Genomic DNA, 20,111 nt, shown 5'->3' on the forward strand with positions numbered 1-20,111 from the left:
ATGCGCGCAAGCGCGCATGCATGACGTTTCGCTACATTGGCGAATGTGCGGTGCAGCGGTTCAGGCCGCAGCGTCCGCGCGCGGCTCCGCGACCGCTAGGCGCTTGAGCGCCGCCTGCACTTCCTCCGGCTCGAACGCGGCCAGCACGTCGGCCGTCGGCTTCTCGAGCGACTTCAGGTGCGCGCGCAGAATCTCCTGCTTCACGACCAGCAGCTGGCTCGGATGCATCGAGAACTCCGTGAGCCCCATCCCGAGCAGCAGCCGCGTAAGCGCCGGGTCGCCCGCCATCTCCCCGCACACCGACACGGACACGCCCGCGCGCTTCGCTTCGCGCAGCGTATAGGCGATCAGGTGCAGCACCGCCGGATGCAGCGGGTCGTACAGATGAGCGACCGCGTTGTCCGCACGATCGATCGCGAGCGTGTACTGGATCAGGTCGTTCGTGCCGATCGACAGGAAATCGAAGCGCTTCAGGAACAGCGGCAGCGCGATCGCGGCCGCCGGAATCTCGATCATCGCACCGACGCGCACGTTCGGATCGTATGCGAGCCCCGCGTCGTCGAGCTGGCGCTTCGCCTCACGGATCAGGTCGAGCGTCTGGTCGATCTCCTGCGCGTGCGCGAGCATCGGGATCAGGATCTTCACCTGCCCGAACGCGGACGCGCGCAGGATCGCACGCAGCTGCGTGAGAAACATCTGCGGCTCGGACAGGCTCCAGCGGATCGCGCGCAGCCCGAGCGCCGGATTCGGCGCAGTCTCGTAGCCTTCGTCGAGCGCGTCGAGCGGTTTGTCCGCGCCGACGTCGATCGTGCGGATCGTCACCGGCATCCCCTTCATCCACTCGACCGCGCGCTTGTAGGCGGCGAACTGCTCTTCCTCCTCGGGCATCTCCTTCTGATGCATGAACAGGAATTCGGAGCGGAACAGCCCCACGCCGACTGCGCCGGCCTCGACGGCCGCCTTCGCGTCGTCCGGCAGCTCGATGTTCGCGTACAGGTCGATCTTGGTGCCGCACAACGTTTGCGTCGGCGAGAATTTCAGCCGCTGCAGCTTGCGCTGCTCGAGCAGCTTCTCGGACTGGCGATACGAATATTCCTCGAGGACGATCGGCGCCGGATCGACGATCACGATCCCCTGGTCGCCGTCGACGATGATCAGGTCGTCCTGTCGGATCAGCGAACTCGCGTGCTGAACGCCGACTGCGGCCGGGATGCCGAGGCTGCGCGCGACGATCGCCGTGTGCGACGTGCGGCCGCCGAGATCCGTGACGAACGCCTGGAACGACTGCGACTTGAACTGCATCATGTCGGCCGGCGCGATGTCGTGCGCGACGACGATCATCTCGTTCTGGCCGCGCGCGGCCGCGCCATCGAGCGCCTGCGACGCGGATGGCGCACCGGCGAGTGCCTTCAGCACACGCTCGACCACCTGCTCGATGTCGGCCTTGCGCTCGCGCAGGTATTCGTCCTCGATATCGTCGAAGTGGCGCGTGAGCAGCTCGAGCTGCTCGGTCAGCGCCCATTCGACGTTGTAGCGGCGCGTGCGGATCAGGTCGATCGTTTCCTGCACGAGCATCGCGTCGTTCAGGATCATTGCGTGCACGTCGATGAACGCGCCCACTTCGGTCGGGGTGTCGTCGGTCAGGTCGGCGCGCAGCGCGTCGAGCTCGCGGTTCACGACCTCGCGCGCGGTACGGAACCGCTCGACTTCGGCATCGATCTGGTCGGCGTCGACGAGATAATGCGCGACGTCGAGCGCCGCCGGCGCGATCAGATACGCTCGCCCGATCGCGATACCACGTGAGACGGGAATGCCATGCAGCGTGAACGACACGCGCACCTCCTCTGTACATGTAAAGCCGCGGCACACTGCTGCGATGCGCTTATGACCCCGGTTGTCGATTATAAATTCCGCGCGTGCCCGCTGACTGCATGCAGCGCAGCATTGCGCGTTTCGCATCAATGTTACGGACGAAAAAAATGCCGCGGAAAACGCGGCATTCTGCATCGAAACGACAATGATCCCGTGCGGGCATCACTGGCCTTCGCCGAACTTGTCCGCAATCAGTTTCAGCAGCGCGTCCATCGCTTCCTTCTCGTCGGGACCGTCGGTCTCGATCGTCACCGTGCTGCCGATACCGGCCGCCAGCATCATCACGCCCATGATGCTCTTCGCGTTGATCTTGCGCCCGTTGCGCGTCATCCAGACTTCGGACTGGAAGTTGCCGGCCAGCTGCGTGAGCTTGGCGGACGCGCGTGCATGGAGCCCCAATTTATTGACGATCGTGGTTTCTTGTTGAAGCATGATTCTCGGTCGGGTCGGTCGCGGCCGCCGACGACGGGCGTCGGCGGATCGGTCTAAAACAGGAAAAACGGGCCGGTCAGTGCGATTCGGTGCGCGGTTGCGGCTCCGGCGGAATCGGCGCGCACTGGCCGCAGCCGACTTCGGTCGGCGGCGGCGGCGTGCCGGCCGCCACTTCGTGAACGCCCTTCGCGCCGCCGGACAGCGCCTTGTCGACGAGCTTGTCGAGCGGCACGGTGCGGTAGCAGACTGCGCGCACGAGCATCGGCAGGTTCACGCCGGCGAGCACGCGCACGTTGTCGAGCTTCGCGAGCTGGCCCGCGATGTTCGCGGGCGTCGCGCCGTACATGTCGGTCAGGACGACGACGCCGTTGTCTTCCCTGAGCCGCGCGAGTTCCGCGTGAGCGAATGCCATCACCTGGGCCGGATCGCTATCCGCCAGCACGTCGATACAGCCGATGCGCGCGGGCACGCCGCCATAGATGTGCGCGATGCAGTCGCGCAGCGCGGTGGCGAGCGGCGCGTGCGCGATGATCAGGATCCCGGCCATGTCAGCGTGCTCCCGCCCGCGGCTGGCGGGCCGACGCCCCGCGGCGGGGCAACGAGCATAGCGAGTGAGGGAAGCGTTTCATGTTCAGCCTTGCAACGGTTTCGGCCCGACCGCCGGGCCTTCGGCGCGCTGGTCGCGGCACCGGGCAAGCGGGCATTGTAGCAGGCCGATCGAACCGCTCCGGCGACGGGGGACCTGCGCGGCCGCCGCCGGGCTTGCGCGCGAAACGGGCTACGCGGCCGCCCGCTCCAGCGCGTCGATGAACATTGCGGCGACGTCGAAGCCCGTCTGCTCCATGATCTCGCGGAAGCAGGTCGGGCTCGTCACGTTCACCTCGGTCAGCCAGTCGCCGATCGCGTCGAGCCCGACCAGCAGCAGCCCGCGCGCGGCCAGCACCGGCCCGAGCGTCTCGGCGATCTCGCGGTCGCGCGGCGTCAGCGGCTGCGCGACGCCGAGCCCGCCCGCGGCCAGATTGCCGCGCACCTCGCTACCCTGCGGAATCCGCGCGAGCGAATACGGAACCGCCTCGCCCGCAATCAGCAGGATCCGCTTGTCGCCGGCGGTAATCTCGGGAATGAACTTCTGAATCATCAGCGAGCGCGTGCCGTCATGGCCGAGCATCTCGATGATCGCGCCGAGATTCATCCCGTCGGCCTTCACGCGGAACACGCCCATCCCGCCCATCCCGTCGAGCGGCTTCACGATCACGTCGCCATGCTCCGCGTGGAATGCGCGCAAACGCGCGGCGTCGCGGGTCACGAGCGTCGGCGCGACGAACTGCGAGAACTCGCCGATCGCGAGCTTCTCCGAGTGATCGCGGATCGACTGGGGTTTGTTGAACACGCGCGTGCCCGCACGCTCGGCCAGCTCGAGCATCCACGTGGCCGTCACGTATTCCATGTCGAACGGCGGATCCTTGCGCATCAGCACCGCGCCGAACGACGTCAGCCGGCGCGATTCGTGCGCGCCCGCCTCGTACCACGGGTAGCGGTGCAGGTCGGCAGTGTCGCCGACGATCGTCACGCGCTGCACGTCCGCCTCGACGCCCGAGCCCGTCCACGCGAGCTGGTGCGGCTGGCATGTGTAGATCGCATGCCCGCGCCGCGCGGCCTCCGCCATCATCGCGTAGGTCGAATCCTTGTAGATCTTGAAGCGCTCGAGCGGGTCGGCGATAAAGAGAATGTCCATGCGGGTCCTGTACGTAGCGAAGCCGTTACACCTGGATGGCTTCGGGATCGGTCTTTTCCAGTTCGATCGACGACGCGATCAGCGACAGGCGCGCGACGACGCCGTACATGTAGAAACGGTTCGGCGGCGCAGCGCCCGGCTTCGCGCCGGCATCCGGCAATGCGGTGTGCTCGAAGCCGAGCGGCACGTAGTGCATGCCCGGCGCGTTCAGGTTCTGGTCGCGCTCGCGGCCGCCGTGGGTGCGGTAGAAACCGCCCACCACGTAGCGGTCGATCATGTACACGACCGGCTCCGCAACTTCGTCGCCGACGCGCTCGAACGTATACACGCCTTCCTGCACGATCACGTCGCGCACCGCAAGCCCGGCCTTCGACTCGGCCATCTGCGCACGCTCGGCCTTCGACATGCGGCCGATCTCGGCCGCGTCGTGCACGGTCATCACGCCGCGCCCGGCGGTGCCCGCGTCGGCCTTCACGACGACGTACGGCTTTTCGCTGATACCGTATTCGCGGTATTTGCGCGCGATCTTCTTCAGCACGCCGTCGATCGCGTCGGCGAGCGCCTGCTCGCCTTCATGCGCCTGCCAGTCGACCCCTTCGACGTGCGCGAAATACGGATTCACCATCCACGGATCGACGCCGACCATCTTCGCGAACTTCTTCGCGACGTCGTCATAGCAGGAGAAGTGCGTCGACTTGCGGCGCACGGCCCAGCCCGCGTGCAGCGGCGGCAGCAGGTACTGCTCGTGCAGGTTTTCGAGCACGGCCGGGATCCCGGCCGACAGGTCGTTGTTCAGCAGGATCGAGCACGGATCGAAATTCTTCAGGCCGAGGCGGCGCTGCGAACGCTCGAGCGGCTCGAGCACGATCTTCTGGCCGTCGGCGAGCGTGATCGGCGTGATGTCGGTGATGCTCGAATCGAGCGAGCCGAAGCGCACGTTCAGGCCGGCCTGACGCATGATCGTCGCGAGCCGCGCGACGTTTTCCAGGTAGAACGCGTTGCGGGTCGGCAACTCGGGAATCACGAGCAGGTTCTTCGCGTCCGGGCAGATCTTCTCGATCGCGGCCATCGCGGCCTGCACGGCGAGCGGCAGCACTTCGGACGGCAGATTATTGAATGCGCCGGGAAACAGGTTCGCGTCGACGGGCGCCAGCTTGAAGCCGGCGTTGCGCAGGTCCACCGAACAATAGAACGGCGGCGTGTGTTCCTGCCATTCGAGCCTGAACCAGCGTTCGATCGCAGGCGTCGCGTCGAGGATCTTCTGCTCGAGTTCGAGCAGCGGACCGTTCAACGCGGTAACGAGGTGGGGAACCATGAATCACTCGCGAGCGGGAGAATGAAGATTGTAGAGCAATTGCCCTGCCCATTTGGGGATTGTTCCCGGCTTCACAAGGATATGGAGGAAGTTTTCGGCTATTGACCCGATAGAGTGAAGGGTCATCCGCTCCGGCAGCACGCAGCAGGAGAAAAAAAGCCCGCCGGGTGGGCGGGCCGAAGTCGCTGCGCTCATTCGGGGCGGGCGCCGTCTGCGCGGCGGCCCGCGTTCAATCTCATGACTTATTCGACATGCTCGCCGTGCAGGATCACGTCGAGACCTTCGCGCTCTTCCTCTTCGGTCACGCGCAGGCCGATCGTCAGGTCGATCAGCTTCAGCAGCACGAAGCTCAGCACGCCGCTGTAGACCAGCGTGATCAGCACGCCCTTCGCTTGCAGCATGAGGCTGCCGTCGGCGCCGCCGATGTCCTTGACCGCGAACACGCCGGTCAGCAGTGCGCCGAGAATCCCGCCCACGCCGTGCACGCCGAACGCATCGAGCGAATCGTCGTAGCCGAGCTTCGACTTGAGCCACGTCGCCGACCAGAAGCAGATCACGCCCGCCGCGACACCGATCACGAGCGCGCCCGCCACACCGACGAAGCCGGCTGCCGGCGTGATCGCCACGAGACCGGCGACCGCGCCCGACACGATGCCGAGCACCGACGGCTTGCCCTTGGCGATCCACTCGGCAAACATCCAGCCGAGCGCCGCGCACGCCGTCGCGACTTGCGTCGTCAGCATCGCGAAGCCGGCACGGCCGTCGGCCGCCACCGCGGAACCCGCGTTGAAACCGAACCAGCCGACCCACAGCATCGAGCCGCCGATCATCGTCAGCACCAGGTTGTGCGGCGCCATCGATTCACGACCGTAGCCGACGCGCTTGCCGAGCACCAGGCACGACATCAGGCCCGCGATACCGGCGTTGATGTGCACGACCGTGCCGCCCGCGAAGTCGAGCACACCGTCTGCCGACAGCCAGCCGGTCGGCTCCCACACCATGTGCGCGATCGGCACATAGACGATCAGCGACCAGAGCGTCATGAACACGAGCATCGCCGAGAACTTCATCCGGTCGGCGAACGCGCCGCAGATCAGCGCCGGCGTGATGATCGCGAACGTCATCTGGTAGACGAAGTAGACCGACTCGGGGATCGTCGTCGCGAGGTGGCTGACGGTCAGCGTGGTCGCCTTGTCGCCCTTGATGTAGTTCATGCCGTGCAGGAACACGCGCGACAGGCCGCCGATGAAGCCGTTGCCCGGCGTGAACGCGAGGCTGTAGCCGATCACCGTCCACAGCACCGTGATCAGCGCGGTGATCGCGAAGCTCTGCATCACCGTCGCGAGCACGTTCTTCTTGCGGACCATGCCCGCATAGAACAGCGCGAGGCCGGGGACGGTCATGAACAGCACGAGCGCGGTGGACGTGAGCATCCACGCGGTGTCGCCGGCACTGATCTTCGACGAGTCGACGGAGAACGGCGCGGTCGGGGCCGCAGGTGCGGCAGGCGCGGATGCGGCGGCGGCGGCCGATGCGTCCGCGGCGCCCGAAGCGGGTGCGGCGGCGGCGGTTGCCGATGCGTCGGTGGCGGCAGGCGCCGAAGCAGCCGGCGCGGATGCCGTTGCGTCGGAAGCCGTTGCAGCGGGCGCGGACGCGGCCGCGGCGGAAGCCGCGTCGTCGGCGAGCGCGGGGCCAACGCCGGCCGCGATCAGCGAGCCGGTCATCAGCAGGGACATCAGAAGTTTGCGCATCTCAGGTTTCCTCTTGTCGCTTGTCTTTGTTACAGCGCGTCAGCGCCTGTCTCCCCGGTCCGGATCCGGATCACCTGTTCGATCGGCGTGACGAAGATCTTGCCGTCGCCGATCTTGCCGGTGCGCGCCGCCCGCTCGATCGCCTCGACCGCCTGGTCGACGAGATCGTCGGACACGGCCGCCTCGATCTTCATCTTCGGCAGGAAATCGACCACGTATTCGGCGCCCCGGTACAGCTCGGTGTGCCCCTTCTGGCGCCCGAACCCTTTCACCTCGGTCACCGTGATGCCGGAGACGCCGAGCGCGGACAGCGCTTCTCGGGTCTCATCGAGCTTGAACGGCTTGATGATTGCGGTAATGAGTTTCATGAAGTCCTCTCGCTGGGTGGTCCCGTCGAATTGGTTGGAATGTTGTAACGGTTCTCTCCTCAGCAACTCGCATGCCATGTTTGCGCGAGCACCGCGTCGAATGGCTTCGAAGCGGGGTCGCATCGTCCGTTGAAAGGTGCGGAAGCCCGGCCGAATGGCCAACGTGGCCCGGTTTGCTGGCGCGCCGAAAGGATCGTTGCTAGAGTGCACGCACGTCCCGGCTCACCGGGCCATTCACCCATGCGGGCGCCATGCCCGGATTTCGCGCTACTGGCGCACCATTTCCGGTCATGTGTGCATCATGGGCACGTACGCAACTGAAGATGCACATTTTTTGTGCAAGGAAGGGATATCTCATGAAGCAACCCAGCGATGTTTTCAACGATCTGCAGTCGCGCGTCAGCGACCTGCTGAAAAACTCGCCGGCGAAGGATGTCGAGCGCAATGTGAAGGCCATGCTGTCGCAAGGCTTCTCGAAGCTCGATCTCGTCACGCGCGAGGAGTTCGACACGCAGGCACAGGTGCTCGCCCGCACCCGCGTGCGTCTCGAGGAGCTCGAGAAGCGCGTCGCCGAACTCGAGCAGCGACTCGCCGCATCCCAGGCCTGACGCCTCACCCGACCTGACGGTCCGGGCGCGGGCCGCCCCGTGCGGCCCGCGCCTGCCACGCGGATGTCGGCAAGCCATGCGGCAGGCCGCTCCGTCGTTCCTCGCAGTCCCCCGTTCTTCGCTGTTCGTCGTTCTTCGCTGTACCTCGTTCTTTCCCGCGCCACGCCGGCACGCGCGCACCGATTCCTCCGATTCCCGTGGCATGCGGCCCCCCGTCGTGCCCGACCGATTCCATTTGCAGGAGCCTCGCCATGTCGCTTGCTGTGGTGCGCAGTCGCGCGCCGGCGGCCGGCCGCGCGCCGGACGTCACCGTCGAAGTCCATCTCGCCAACGGGTTGCCGTCGTTCTCGATCGTCGGCCTGCCCGATCTCGAAGTCCGCGAAAGCCGCGAGCGCGTGCGCGCCGCGCTGCAGAACTGCGGATTCGACTTCCCGGTCAGGCGCATCACCGTCAATCTGGCGCCGGCCGACCTGCCGAAGGAGTCGGGCCGCTTCGACCTGCCGATTGCGCTCGGCATCCTCGCGGCGAATGGCCAGATCCCGGCCGATGCGCTGGCCGGGCGCGAATTCGCGGGCGAGCTGTCGCTGACCGGCGCGCTGCGGCCGATGCGCGGCGCGTTCGCGATGGCGTGCGGTGCGGCGCGCGATTGGCGCGCGAGTGAAGGCGCGGATGGCTTCGGCCCGAACCTGGATTCCGGCGCGCGTCTTGGTGCCGATAGCGGCCTCGCGGCGGGTCTTCCTGGCACCTCCGATTGCTGCGCAGCCGCCAGCGCGACGGCCCGGTCCCGTCCACCCGAGCTCTACCTGCCGCTCGACAGTGCGGCCGAGGCCGCGCTCGTGCCCGGCGTCACCGTGTTTGGCGCATCCGACTTGCCCGCGTTGTGCGCGCACCTCGCCGGTGCGCCGGACGCGCGCCTCGTGCCGGTTGCCGCACCGTGCGTCGACGGCGTGCCGGCGCCCGCCGCTCCCGATCTCGCGGACGTCGTCGGACAGCGCGGCGCACGGCGCGCGCTCGAAGTAGCCGCGGCAGGCGGCCACCACATGCTGATGGTCGGGCCGCCCGGCGCCGGCAAGTCGATGCTCGCCGCGCGGCTGCCCGGCCTGCTGCCGCCGCTGACGGACGACGAAGCGCTCACGTCGGCCGCGCTGCTTTCCGCGAGCCGGCTCGGCTTCTCGCCCGCGCAGTGGCGCCGGCGGCCGTTCCGCGCCCCCCATCATTCGTCGAGCGCGGCCGCGCTGGTCGGGGGCCGTAATCCGCCGCAGCCGGGCGAGATCACGCTCGCGCACCTCGGCGTGCTGTTCCTCGACGAGTTGCCCGAGTTCGACCGCCACGTGCTCGAAATGCTGCGCGAGCCGCTGGAAGCGGGCCGCATCACGATCTCTCGCGCAGCGCAGCAGGCCGACTTCCCGGCCGCATGCCAGTTGATCGCCGCGATGAACCCGTGCCCGTGCGGATGGCACGGCGACCCTTCCGGGCGCTGCCGCTGCACGCCGGACGCCGCCGCGCGCTACCTGCGCAAGCTGTCCGGGCCGCTGCTGGACCGGATCGACATCCAGATCGACTTGCCCGCGCTGTCGCCGGCCGAACTCGCGTCGCGCGCGACGGCCCCCGGCGAGCCGAGCGCCGCGGTCGCCGCGCGGGTCGCGCACGCGCGGGCGCTGCAGCTCGAGCGTCAGGGCAAGACGAATCACATGCTGAGCGGCCGTGAAACCGACGACCTGTGCCGGCCGACCGACGACGGCGAGCGACTGCTGCGCGAGGCCGGCGAGCGGTTCGGCTGGTCGGCGCGCGCGTATTTCCGCGTGCTGAAGGTCGCACGGACGGTCGCCGATCTGGCCGGCGACCCGATGCCGACAGCCGCGCAGATCGCCGAAGCGATCCGCTACCGGCGGGCGCTCACCGCACTGTGAGCGCCCTCGGAGGACAAAATACGGCTGTCAAGACTTGACTTATGCACAATTTCGCGAATCCGGGGCCGGCGCCGACGTCGCCACGACCGAATTCGCGCAGAATCTCTATCTCTTTGTTTTAATTGACTTTTATCGAAAGGGCCGGAAGCCGTTAAAAATACCGGAAAGCCGTCCGGCGCGGCTCTGCGGGAGATGAGCCCGACTTTTCAACAAAGTTATCCACATCCGCTGTGGATAGCCCAAAAATCCCCGCAAAATCCGTCGATTAGCGTCGAAAGCTGCGAACGAACTTTCAGTTGTCACAGCGTGTCGGCACGCGTCACCGGCCCTGTCAGTCGAGCTTGAACGAGCCGAAAAACTGGTCGAACTGCTCCTGCGCGAGCGGGCCGTCGGCGATCACCACCGCCTGGTACGCGTGCCGGCCGCGTGCGACGAGCCGCGCGACGATCGTCTTGTGCGCATGGTCGCCGCCGCTGGCCGCGCCCGCGACGCGCAACTCGAGCCCGGCCACCGCGCCGCCCGCCGCAAGCGGCACCGCCACGGCGGCCGTCTGCGGCGCGCCTTCGAGATTGCGCGACAGCCCCGTGCGCAGAAATTCCAGCGCCGCGCGCCGCGTGTCGTCGCGGTCGTCCGGCAACGTCAGCGTGCCGACCGCGAACACCGCCCCGTCGACGTGCGCAGCCTGCATCCGCATCGGCATCGACGCGCCGCCGACCGCCACCGGCTGGTCCTCGACGGTCGGCTTCGCCGGCAGGTCGATCGTATAGCCGGCGTCGTTGTGCAGCGTGCGCCAGTCATACGACGGCGAACACGCGGCAAGCGCCGCGCCCACACACGCGAGCGCGGCGAAGTGTCGCAGTAAACGAAAAAGGGGACGCAATGAATCGACGGCTTCCTTCGGCATGGCGGTGACGGGCAGGCAAAACCGCCATTATCCGCTGAAGCCGACACCCGAGATGCGCGGGCACCGCCGGTGCGCGCGCCGCATTCGCGCTAAAATAGGCGCCGAATTTCGACGTCCTTTGCATCGATCCGCGCGATCGACCGACTCCGAGAGCACCGCAGATGAACACCACGCCTCCCGCCCGGCGCCGCACCGGGCCCGCCCGCTATATCGCCGCAGCCGTCGTCGTCGCCGCGATCGCCGTCGCCGGCTTCTTCGCGTTCAACGGCAAGTCCACCGTGCCGGACGCCACCTTCACGCTGCTGTCGGGTCAGAAGGTGTCGACGGCCGGCGACCTGAAAGGCAAGGTCTACCTCGTGAACTTCTGGGCGACGAGCTGCGCGACCTGCATGCAGGAAATGCCGCAGATGGTCGAGACCTATAACCGCTTCAAAGGCCAGGGGCTCGAATTCGTCGCGGTCGCGATGAATTACGATCCGCCGATGTACGTCGCGAACTACGCGCAGACGCGCCAGTTGCCGTTCAAGGTCGCGCTGGACGACGGCAGCGTCGCGAAGCAGTTCGGCAACGTGCAACTCACGCCGACGACCTTCGTCGTCGACAAGGACGGCAAGATCCTGAAGCGCTACGTCGGCGCCCCGCAATTCGCGGAACTCGACGCGCTGCTGAAGAAGGCGCTCGACGGCAACGCGGCCTGAGCCCCGCGCGCCGTTACCGCCCGACAGACTCGCAGCGCGCCAGACGGCGCGCTGCTCCGCACAACGGACCGCACTGCGGTCCGTTCGTTTTTCAGCGCTCGCCGTCGCCTTTCGCCGACAGCCCGTAGCGCTTCATCTTCTCGTACAACGTCGCCTTGCCGACGTGCAGCCGATCGGCTGTCGCGGCGACCGCGCCGCCCGTCTGGTTCAGCGCCTCGGCGATCACCGCGCGCTCGAACTGCTCGATACGCTCCTTCAGCGTCTGGTCGTTCTCCGCCGCGTCGTCGTTCGCGCCCGCGTGCTGCGGCATGTCCGCGACGCCGAGCACGAAACGGTCGGCGGCATTGCGCAGCTCGCGCACGTTGCCCGGCCAATCGCGCTGCATCAGGCTCGCACGCTGCCGGTCTGTCAGCACCGGCGCCGGCCGCCCGTAGCGCACGGCGGCATCCAGCATGAAGTGCTCGAACAGCGGCACGATGTCTTCGCGGCGCTCGGCGAGCGGCGGCAGCGCGATCGTCACGACGTTGAGCCGGTACAGCAGGTCGCGCCGGAACGTGCCAGCCGCGACGAGCTCGCTCATGTCGCCCTTCGCGGCCGCGACGACGCGGCAGTTCACGCGGATCGGCTGATTCGAGCCGAGCCGCTCGAGCACGCCGTCCTGCAGCACGCGCAAGAGCTTCACCTGCAGCGCGAGCGGCATGCTTTCGATCTCGTCGAGGAACAGCGTGCCGCCGGACGCGTACTCGAGCTTGCCGACGCGCCGCTTCGCGGCGCCGGTGAACGCACCCGGCTCGTAGCCGAACATCTCGGACTCGAACATCGGCTCGGGCAGCGCGCCGCAGTTCACCGCAATGAACGGCTTGTCGCGACGCGGCGACAGCTCGTGCAGGCTGCGCGCGATCAGCTCCTTGCCGGCGCCGGTGTCGCCGTTGATCAGCACCGATGCATCGGTGGGTGCGACGTTCGCGATCAGCTTGCGCACCTGTTCGATCGCCGGGCTGCGGCCGATGATGCGCGGCGCGACGATGTTCTGCCCGGCCAGCTCGCGCCGCAGCGCATGGTTCTCGAGCACGAGTTCGCGCCGCTCGAGCGCGCGACGGACCGTCTCGATCAGCCGCTCGGCCGCGAACGGCTTTTCGATGAAGTCGTACGCGCCGTCGCGCATCGCCTGCACGGCCATCGAGATGTCGCCATGACCGGTGACGAGAATCACCGGCACGTCGGGCACGCGCTCGCGGCACTGCGCGAGCAGATCGAGCCCGCTCGCGCCGGGCAGCCGGATGTCGCTGACGATCACGCCGGCGGTTTCCGCGACGATCGCCTTGTCGGCCGCCTCCGCGGATTCGAACCCGGCGACGTCGAACCCCGCGAGCTGGAGGCTCTGCACGCTCGCCCGGCGAACGAGCGCATCGTCTTCGATATAAATCACTTGCAGCCGGTTGGCCATCGTAGTCACTTGCTCCTGACAGGCCGCGCGGCGCAATCGCGCGCGGCTCTCGTTGATGCCGGCCGGCGGGGCGCTAGCGCGAACCCGCCGGCTCGGACACGGCGTCCGGATGATGCGTGCGTGCGCGCCGCAACGTCAAGACGAACAGCGCGCCGCCGGACGGCGCGTTGCGCGCGGTCAGCGCGCCGCCGGCGTCGCTCGCGATCGACGACGAGATCGCAAGGCCGAGCCCGAGCCCGCGCCCCATTTCCTTGGTCGTGAAGAACGGTTCGAACAGGCGCGGCAGCAGGTCGGGCGCGATGCCCGGACCGTTGTCGCGTACTTCGATCGCGACCGTCGCGACGGACACCGCGATCGTCACTTCGATCGCGGGCGCCGCGACGCCGGCGACCGCGTCGAGCGCGTTGCCGAGCAGATTGATCAGCACCTGCTCGAGGCGCAGGTCCTCGCAGCGCGCGACGAGTTCCGGATAGTCGCGCGCGAGGTCGAGCGGCGCATCCTGTGCAGGCGACACGGTCGCGTCCTGCAGCGTCAGCGTGAGCGCGACGCCGCGCAGGCGCTCGCCGAGCAGCGACAGCACACTGCGCAGCGCGCGCACGACGAGCGCCTGCTCGTTGCGCGGCTTTGCGCGGCCGACGAACAGCTTCAGCTGGTTCGTGATCTTGCCCATTCGCTCGGTCAGCGCGGCGATCGCTTCCAGGTTCTCGCGCGCGGCCGCCTGTTCGCCGCGATCGAGCAGCACGCGCGTGTTGTCCGAGAAGCTGCGCAACGCCGCGAGCGGCTGGTTCAGTTCATGCGTGATGCCGGCGGCCATCTGGCCGAGCGCCGCGAGCTTGCTCGCCTGGATCAGTTCGTCGTGCGCGGCGCGCAGTTCCTGTTCCGCGCGGATCCGGTCGCCGACTTCCTTCTGCAACTGCTCGTTCGCTTCCGACAGGTCGGCCGTACGCTCCTCGACGCGCCGGTTCAGCTCCGCATACGCCTGTTGCAGCAGCGCGCGGCCGCGAATCATCTCGCGCACGCGCGCGCGGCGCATCCGCCAGTAGAACGCGAGCAGCGCCACCGACACGAACCCGAAACCCGTGACGATCGTCGCGTTGCGGGCGTCGGCGTCGACCGGGGCGATCGGTGCAAGCGTGACCAGCAGCCAGTCGGGTTCCCCGATCCGCCGTTTGCTCGCGAGAAAGCGCGGCGCGCGCCGGCCGGGACCAAGCCGCACGATCTCCGCATCGGCGCCGAGCACCTGCTCGACGCGCAGCGGCAGCGGCGTGACGGGCTGCTGCGCGTACTGGCGCGTCTCGTAGATCGACGCCGCCACGGGCCCCGTGAGCGGTCGCAGCGTGTGGTACTTCCATGCGGGCACCGACGACAGGAACACGACGCCGTGATCGTCCGCGACGACGAGCGGCTCGGACGCGTCGGCGCCCTGGAACCATTCGAGATTGAGCTTCACGACGACGACGCCCGCAATCCGGCCGTCGCGCCATACCGGCTGCGAGATGTAATAGCCGGGATCCCGCGAGATCGTGCCGATGCCGAAGAAACGGCCGACCTGCCCGTTCATCGCATCGAGGAAATATGGACGGAAACGATATTCGGTCCCGACGAAGCTGTCGGGCGCGCGCCAGTTGCTCGCGGCGACGCACAGGCCATCCGCGCCGATCACGTAGGTGACGGTCGCGTGCGCGTGTTCGTTGAGGTCTTCGAGGTAACGGTTCGCGCGCGCGGTGAAATCGGCACGGTTGGGCTCGGCGAGCAAATCCTGCACGTACGGATGGCTGCCGAGCAGATAAGGCAGCGATTCGTAACGGTCGAGCGTGCTCTTGAGCGCGTTGGTGGTGCGGTCGACGCGCACCGCGGCATTGCGCTGAAGCTCGGCGACGCCCCGCTGCCATGTGATGGTCCACGTCAGCGCGCATGCCGCGGCGAGCGCGGCGGCAAGCACGGCGAAGATGAGCAGGTGGCGCGTCACGGTCGAGGCTTCCTGACGATGCGGATCGCCTATTGTGTCATAGGCCTCCGCATCGCTGCCCCGGTCGCCGCGGCCCGCCCGGCCGACGGGCGGCGCCGCCGCCTGCTCGTTCATCGCGTCAGACGCCGGCCGTCTCGGTCGGCGTGACTTCGCTACCGCCCTTCAGCGCCTGGCGCAGCTTGTTGCGGTCGAGCTCCTTCTCCCACGCCGACACGACGACGGTCGCGACACCGTTGCCGACGATGTTCGTCAGCGCGCGGCATTCGCTCATGAAGCGGTCGATGCCGAGGATCAGCACCATGCCCGACAGCGGGATCGTCGGCACCACCGCGAGCGTCGCGGCGAGCGTGATGAAGCCCGCGCCGGTAACGCCGCTCGCACCCTTCGACGTCAGCATCGCCACGGCCAGCAGCGTGAGCTGCTGCATCCACGTGAGCTCGATGTTGGTCGCCTGCGCGATGAACAGCACGGCCATCGTCATGTAGATGTTGGTGCCGTCGAGGTTGAACGAGTAGCCGGTCGGCACGACGAGGCCGACGACCGAACGCGAGCAGCCGGCCTTTTCGAGCTTTTCCATCAACTGCGGCAGCGCGGCTTCCGACGAGCTCGTGCCGAGCACGATCAGCAGCTCTTCCTTGATGTACGACACGAAGCGGATGATCGAGAAGCCGGTGAAGCGCGCGATCGCGCCGAGCACGACGAGCACGAACACGACCGACGTCAGATAGAACGTGCCGATCAGCTTGAGCAGCGGCACCAGCGAGCCGACGCCGTACTTGCCGATCGTGAACGCCATCGCGCCGAACGCGCCGATCGGCGCCAGCTTCGTGACGATATGGACGATGCCGAACAGCACGCGCGTCAGGCCGTCGATGAAGTCGGTCACGACCTTGCCGCGCTCGCCGAGGTGCGCGAGCACGCTGCCGAACAGGAGCGCGATCAGCAGGATCTGCAGGATTTCGCCCTGCGCGAACGCATCGACCATCGTGTTCGGGATGATGTGCATCAGGAAGTCGACCGTCGACTGCCCGTGCGCCTTCGCCGCGTACGACGCGACTTCCTTGCCGTTCAGCGTCGCCGGATCGATGTTGAAGCCGACGCCCGGACGCAGCAGGTGCGTGGCCGCGAGGCCGAGCAGCAGCGCGAAGGTCGACACGATCTCGAAGTACAGCAGCGCCTTGCCGCCGACGCGGCCCACCTTCTTCATGTCCTCCATGCCGGCAATGCCGGTGACGACCGTACAGAAGATGATCGGACCGATCACCATCTTGATCAGCTTGATGAAGCCGTCGCCGAGCGGTTTCATGTCGGTGGCGAGCGCCGGATAGAAGTGGCCGAGGATCACGCCGACGATGATGGCGAAGATCACCTGCACATAGAGCACTTTGTAGAAGGGTTTCTTCTTCACGATGGTTCCTGCTGAAGTAGATGAGCCGTGGAAACGGCGTCACGCGCGCAGGCGAATGTCTCGGGGGAGAAGGCATTCGCCCGCGCGGCTGCCGTGCCGCAACAAGCGATGCCTCAGAACATCCGACAGGGGAGGAAGGCGCTGGTCATCGATTGTCTCCTTGGTTTAATAGTCGGGCCGGGGGGGCGGCCGTGCTTTTCATATCGCAAGGTCGATGCCAGGTTTCCGGAACCCCTCAAGCCGTTGTTTTCATTGTATTTCTCATAATGCGGCACGCAAGGAAATCCGGGATTCCGGATTTCCGGAAAATATCCGTCCGGCGATCCGGACGGATGCATCGTTTCATCGGATGAATCAGTGCTGGACGGCGCGGCTCGCGAGCACGCCCGACTGCGCGTAGAACTCCTGCCGCTCGAACGCCTCGCGCTCGCGGCGTGCGCGCTCGCCGCGGTCGGCAAGCGAACCGACAACGATCCCGATGAACGCGAGCGGCACCGACACGAGCGCCGGGTTGTCGAGAAATACCGGCGCGTGCGCGTGGTGCAACACGTCCACCCACACCGACTTGGACAGCACGGTGAGCACTACCGCCGACGCGAGGCCGAGGGCGCCGCCGAGCACCGCGCCGCGCGTCGTCATTCCGCGCCAGAAGATCGACATCGCGAGCACCGGGAAATTCGCGCTGGCGGCCACCGCCGCGACGAGGCCGACCATGAACGCGACGTTCACGTGTTCGAACAGGATCGACAGCGCGATCGCGATGGCGGACAGCCCGATCGTCGCCGCGCGCGAGATGCGCATCTCGAGCCGTTCGTCCGGTTTGCCGCGCGCCCACATCTGCGCATACAGGTCGTGCGAGATCGTCGTCGCGCCGGCGAGCGTCAGGCCGGCGACCACGGCGAGGATCGTCGCAAACGTGACGGCCGCGATGAACCCGTAGAACCAGTTGCCGCCGACCGCCTGCGCGAGCTTCACCGCGACCATGTTGGATCCGCCGAGCAGGTCGTGCGTCAGGTTGAACGTGCCGTTCGCGCCGAGCCGGAAGAATTCCGGATGCTGCGCGAGCAGCACGATCGCCGAGAAGCCGATCACGAACGTCAGCAGGTAGAAGTAGCCGATGAAGCCGGTGGCGTACAGCACCGACTTGCGCGCCTCCTTCGCGTTCGGCACCGTGAAGAAGCGCATCAGGATGTGCGGGAAGCCGGCCGTGCCGAACATCAGCGCGATGCCGAGCGACAGCGCGTTGGCCGGATCGCGGATCAGCTTGCCGGGCCCCATGATCGACAGCGCGCCCGGATGCACCGCCACCGCGCGGCGGAACATCTCGTCGACGCTGAACCCGAACTCGCCGAGCGCGAGCCACGCGAGCAGCGTCGCGCCGGCGAGCAACAGCACGGCCTTGATCACCTGCACCCAGGTAGTCGCCGTCATCCCGCCGAAGAACACGTAGACGACCATCAGCACGCCGACGATCAGCTCCGCCGTGCCGTACGACAGCCCGAACAGCAACTGGATCAGCTTGCCCGCGCCGACCATCTGCACGACGAGGTACAGCACGACGATCGTCAGCGCGTTCGCGGACGTCAGCAGCCGGATCGGCCGCTGCGCAAAGCGGTACGCGACGACGTCGACGAACGTGAACTTGCCGAGGTTGCGCAACGGCTCGGCAATCAGGAACATCACGAACGGCCAGCCGACCAGGAAGCCGATCGAGTAGACCAGCCCGTCGAAGCCGAACATGAACACCATCCCCGACAACCCGAGAAACGACGCGGCCGACATGTAGTCGCCCGCGATCGCGAGCCCGTTCTGCAGCCCGGTGATGCCGCCGCCGGCCGTATAGAAGTCGCGGGTCGAGCGCGTGCGGCGTGCGGCCCAGCGCGTGAGCGCCAGCGTCGCGAACACGAACGCGAAGAACATCGCGATCGCGACCGGGTTCAGCTCGACCTTGTCGGGCATCGGCCCCGCGACGCCGGTCGCGTGAGCGATGGAGGACACGAAAACGGCCGGCGCGCCGAGTGCGCGCGAAATGACTCGCATGCAGGCCTCCGTCACGAACGTTGCAGGATCGCGTCGACGCGGCGGTCGAACGCACGATTCGCGCGCAGCACGTAGCACGCGGTCAGGCCGATCGCGACCAGGATGATCGCGACGCCCGCGACGATCCCGACCGTCGTCGTCGCGCCGCGGTAGAGCGGCGCGGCCAGCACATGCGGCGCGAGCGCGACGAGCAGGATGAAGCCGTAGTACGTGGCGATCATCAGCGCCGTCAGCGTGAAGCTGAAGCGGCGCCGTGCACGCACGAGCTGCTGGTAGTCACGGCGCGCCGTGACCGATTCGATGACGGAAAGCTCCATGGTGTCTCCAATATCTTCTCGTCGTTACGCGACGTGTGTTGTATGGAACATCGGCGCGCGTCCATTGCGCCGCCCGCGCCGCGGCGGCAACCGATGCAGTCCGCTACACGATGCGATCCGCCCGCAGCCGCGCGACGTCTTCCGCCGACATCCCGAGCCAGTCGCCGAGCACGTCGCCGGTATCGGCGCCGAGCACCGGCGGCGCGCCGCGCACCGGCAGCCGCGCGCCGTCGAAGCGATACGGCGGCGCAAGCACGTCGACGCCGCCTGCGACCGGATGCGGCTGCCGCGTGACGAGTCCCGCGCGCGCCGCACGCTCCGACGTCAGCGCTTCGTGCAGCCCGAGCACTTCGCCGCACGGAATGCCGGCCCCCGCCAGCGCCGCGAGCAGCGTCGCGCGCGGCCGCCGCGCGAGTTCGCGACGGATCTCCGGCAGCAGCGCGGCACGATTTTCGGAACGGCCGAGGTTGGTCTTGTAGCGTTCGTCGGCCGCAAGCTCGGGCCGCTCGATCGCATCGCAGAAGCGCGCGAACTGCGTGTTGTTGCCGACCGTGATCACGAGGGGGCCGTCGGCCGCGTCGAACACGCCGTACGGCACGATCGACGGATGCGCGTTGCCGTAGCGCGGCGGATCCTCGCCCATCAGCAGCGCATCGAGCCCGTAGTACGCGGTGATCATCAGCCCGCAGTCGAACAGCGCCATTTCGATGCGCCGCCCGCGGCCGGTCGCATGGCGTTCGTACAGCGCGGCCAGAATCGCCTGCGCCGAATACATGCCGGTAAACAGGTCGACCGCCGCGACGCCGAACTTCAGCGGCGGCTGGCCGGCCTCGCCGTTCAGTGCCATCAGCCCGGCCTCGCCCTGCACGACGAGGTCGTAGCCGGGGCGCGCGGCTTCCGGGCCCGACCGGTCGTAGCCGGAGATCGCGCAATGCACGAGCCGCGGATTGAGCGCGGCGAGCGCGTCGTAGCCGAGCCCGAGCTTCTCCGCGCCGCCGCACTTGAAGTTGTGGACCAGCACGTCCGCGTGCGCGGCCAGCTCGCGGGCAATGCGCCGCCCTTCGTCCGTCTGCAGGTCGATGCAGATCGACCGCTTGCTGCGGTTCACGCTGTTGAAGTAAGTCGTCTCCGTGTTGCCGATCCGCAGCCCCCAGTCGCGGGTGTCGTCGCCCCGCGCCGGGTGCTCGACCTTGATCACTTCCGCGCCGAAATCCGCGAGCACCATCGCGCTCCACGGGCCTGCCAGCACGCGCGAGAAATCGAGCACTTTCACACCGGCCAGCGGCAGCGCGCGCGTGTCGTTCGTCATCGTTGTCTCCTCCATTCGCGCCGTCCGT

General features: G+C 67.5%; 17 protein-coding genes. 3 read left to right on the forward strand and 14 right to left on the reverse strand.

The features are described from left to right. Positions 1-60: 60 nt before the first annotated feature. The 7 genes from ptsP to WK25_RS13840 form a co-directional block, all read right to left on the reverse strand. Positions 61-1,833: a phosphoenolpyruvate--protein phosphotransferase gene (gene ptsP, locus WK25_RS13810; RefSeq protein WP_040144800.1), complete on the reverse strand. Its 1,773-nt coding sequence runs from the start codon at positions 1,831-1,833 to the stop codon at positions 61-63. 201 nt (positions 1,834-2,034) lie between these two features. Next, positions 2,035-2,304, reverse strand: coding sequence for an HPr family phosphocarrier protein (locus WK25_RS13815; protein WP_006763311.1), 270 nt, complete (start codon positions 2,302-2,304; stop codon positions 2,035-2,037). Positions 2,305-2,380: 76 nt separating this feature from the next. Continuing rightward, positions 2,381-2,851, reverse strand: coding sequence for a PTS sugar transporter subunit IIA (locus tag WK25_RS13820; protein ID WP_040142137.1), 471 nt, complete (start codon positions 2,849-2,851; stop codon positions 2,381-2,383). A gap of 231 nt (positions 2,852-3,082) precedes the next feature. Further along, the gene (gshB, locus tag WK25_RS13825; RefSeq protein ID WP_040142140.1) at positions 3,083-4,039 is read right to left on the reverse strand and encodes a glutathione synthase; all 957 of its coding nucleotides are present in this window, start codon (positions 4,037-4,039) and stop codon (positions 3,083-3,085) included. 25 nt (positions 4,040-4,064) lie between these two features. Continuing rightward, the gene (gshA, locus tag WK25_RS13830) at positions 4,065-5,354 is read right to left on the reverse strand and encodes a glutamate--cysteine ligase (protein ID WP_069241780.1); all 1,290 of its coding nucleotides are present in this window, start codon (positions 5,352-5,354) and stop codon (positions 4,065-4,067) included. 242 nt (positions 5,355-5,596) lie between these two features. After that, a complete protein-coding gene (locus tag WK25_RS13835) occupies positions 5,597-7,105 on the reverse strand; it encodes an ammonium transporter (protein WP_069241781.1) in 1,509 nt (502 codons plus the stop codon). A 29-nt stretch (positions 7,106-7,134) separates the two neighbouring features. Beyond that, positions 7,135-7,473, reverse strand: a complete 339-nt coding sequence (locus WK25_RS13840; protein WP_006398175.1) for a P-II family nitrogen regulator — start codon at positions 7,471-7,473, stop codon at positions 7,135-7,137. A gap of 356 nt (positions 7,474-7,829) precedes the next feature. Between WK25_RS13840 and WK25_RS13845 the strand changes: the two genes are divergently transcribed. Next, a complete protein-coding gene (locus WK25_RS13845) occupies positions 7,830-8,081 on the forward strand; it encodes an accessory factor UbiK family protein (RefSeq protein ID WP_040142145.1) in 252 nt (83 codons plus the stop codon). Positions 8,082-8,332: 251 nt separating this feature from the next. After that, complete coding sequence (locus tag WK25_RS13850; RefSeq protein ID WP_069241782.1) at positions 8,333-9,991, forward strand: YifB family Mg chelatase-like AAA ATPase; 1,659 nt, start codon at positions 8,333-8,335, stop codon at positions 9,989-9,991. 331 nt (positions 9,992-10,322) lie between these two features. Here WK25_RS13850 and WK25_RS13855 read toward each other — a convergent pair whose 3' ends face one another. Then, positions 10,323-10,895 carry a hypothetical protein gene (locus tag WK25_RS13855; RefSeq protein WP_040142149.1) on the reverse strand — a complete coding sequence of 191 codons (573 nt, stop codon included), beginning with the start codon at positions 10,893-10,895 and terminating at the stop codon, positions 10,323-10,325. A gap of 161 nt (positions 10,896-11,056) precedes the next feature. Between WK25_RS13855 and WK25_RS13860 the strand changes: the two genes are divergently transcribed. After that, positions 11,057-11,593 carry a TlpA disulfide reductase family protein gene (locus WK25_RS13860; protein WP_040142151.1) on the forward strand — a complete coding sequence of 179 codons (537 nt, stop codon included), beginning with the start codon at positions 11,057-11,059 and terminating at the stop codon, positions 11,591-11,593. 91 nt (positions 11,594-11,684) lie between these two features. On the opposite strand, the gene WK25_RS13865 is transcribed toward WK25_RS13860, so the two are convergent. From WK25_RS13865 to WK25_RS13890, 6 genes are all read right to left on the reverse strand, one after another. Continuing rightward, complete coding sequence (locus WK25_RS13865; protein ID WP_069241783.1) at positions 11,685-13,040, reverse strand: sigma-54-dependent transcriptional regulator; 1,356 nt, start codon at positions 13,038-13,040, stop codon at positions 11,685-11,687. Positions 13,041-13,113: 73 nt separating this feature from the next. After that, positions 13,114-15,123: a sensor histidine kinase gene (locus tag WK25_RS13870; RefSeq protein ID WP_069241784.1), complete on the reverse strand. Its 2,010-nt coding sequence runs from the start codon at positions 15,121-15,123 to the stop codon at positions 13,114-13,116. A gap of 4 nt (positions 15,124-15,127) precedes the next feature. After that, the gene (locus tag WK25_RS13875; RefSeq protein ID WP_040142157.1) at positions 15,128-16,417 is read right to left on the reverse strand and encodes a dicarboxylate/amino acid:cation symporter; all 1,290 of its coding nucleotides are present in this window, start codon (positions 16,415-16,417) and stop codon (positions 15,128-15,130) included. Positions 16,418-16,771: 354 nt separating this feature from the next. Further along, entirely contained in the window at positions 16,772-18,457 is a 1,686-nt protein-coding gene (actP, locus tag WK25_RS13880; protein WP_069241785.1) for a cation/acetate symporter ActP, read from the reverse strand. An 11-nt stretch (positions 18,458-18,468) separates the two neighbouring features. Continuing rightward, the gene (locus WK25_RS13885) at positions 18,469-18,774 is read right to left on the reverse strand and encodes a DUF485 domain-containing protein (protein WP_059544695.1); all 306 of its coding nucleotides are present in this window, start codon (positions 18,772-18,774) and stop codon (positions 18,469-18,471) included. A gap of 103 nt (positions 18,775-18,877) precedes the next feature. After that, complete coding sequence (locus WK25_RS13890; protein ID WP_040144801.1) at positions 18,878-20,083, reverse strand: CaiB/BaiF CoA transferase family protein; 1,206 nt, start codon at positions 20,081-20,083, stop codon at positions 18,878-18,880. Positions 20,084-20,111 lie beyond the last annotated feature (28 nt).

Source organism: Burkholderia latens (assembly GCF_001718795.1).
GTDB lineage: Bacteria > Pseudomonadota > Gammaproteobacteria > Burkholderiales > Burkholderiaceae > Burkholderia > Burkholderia latens_A.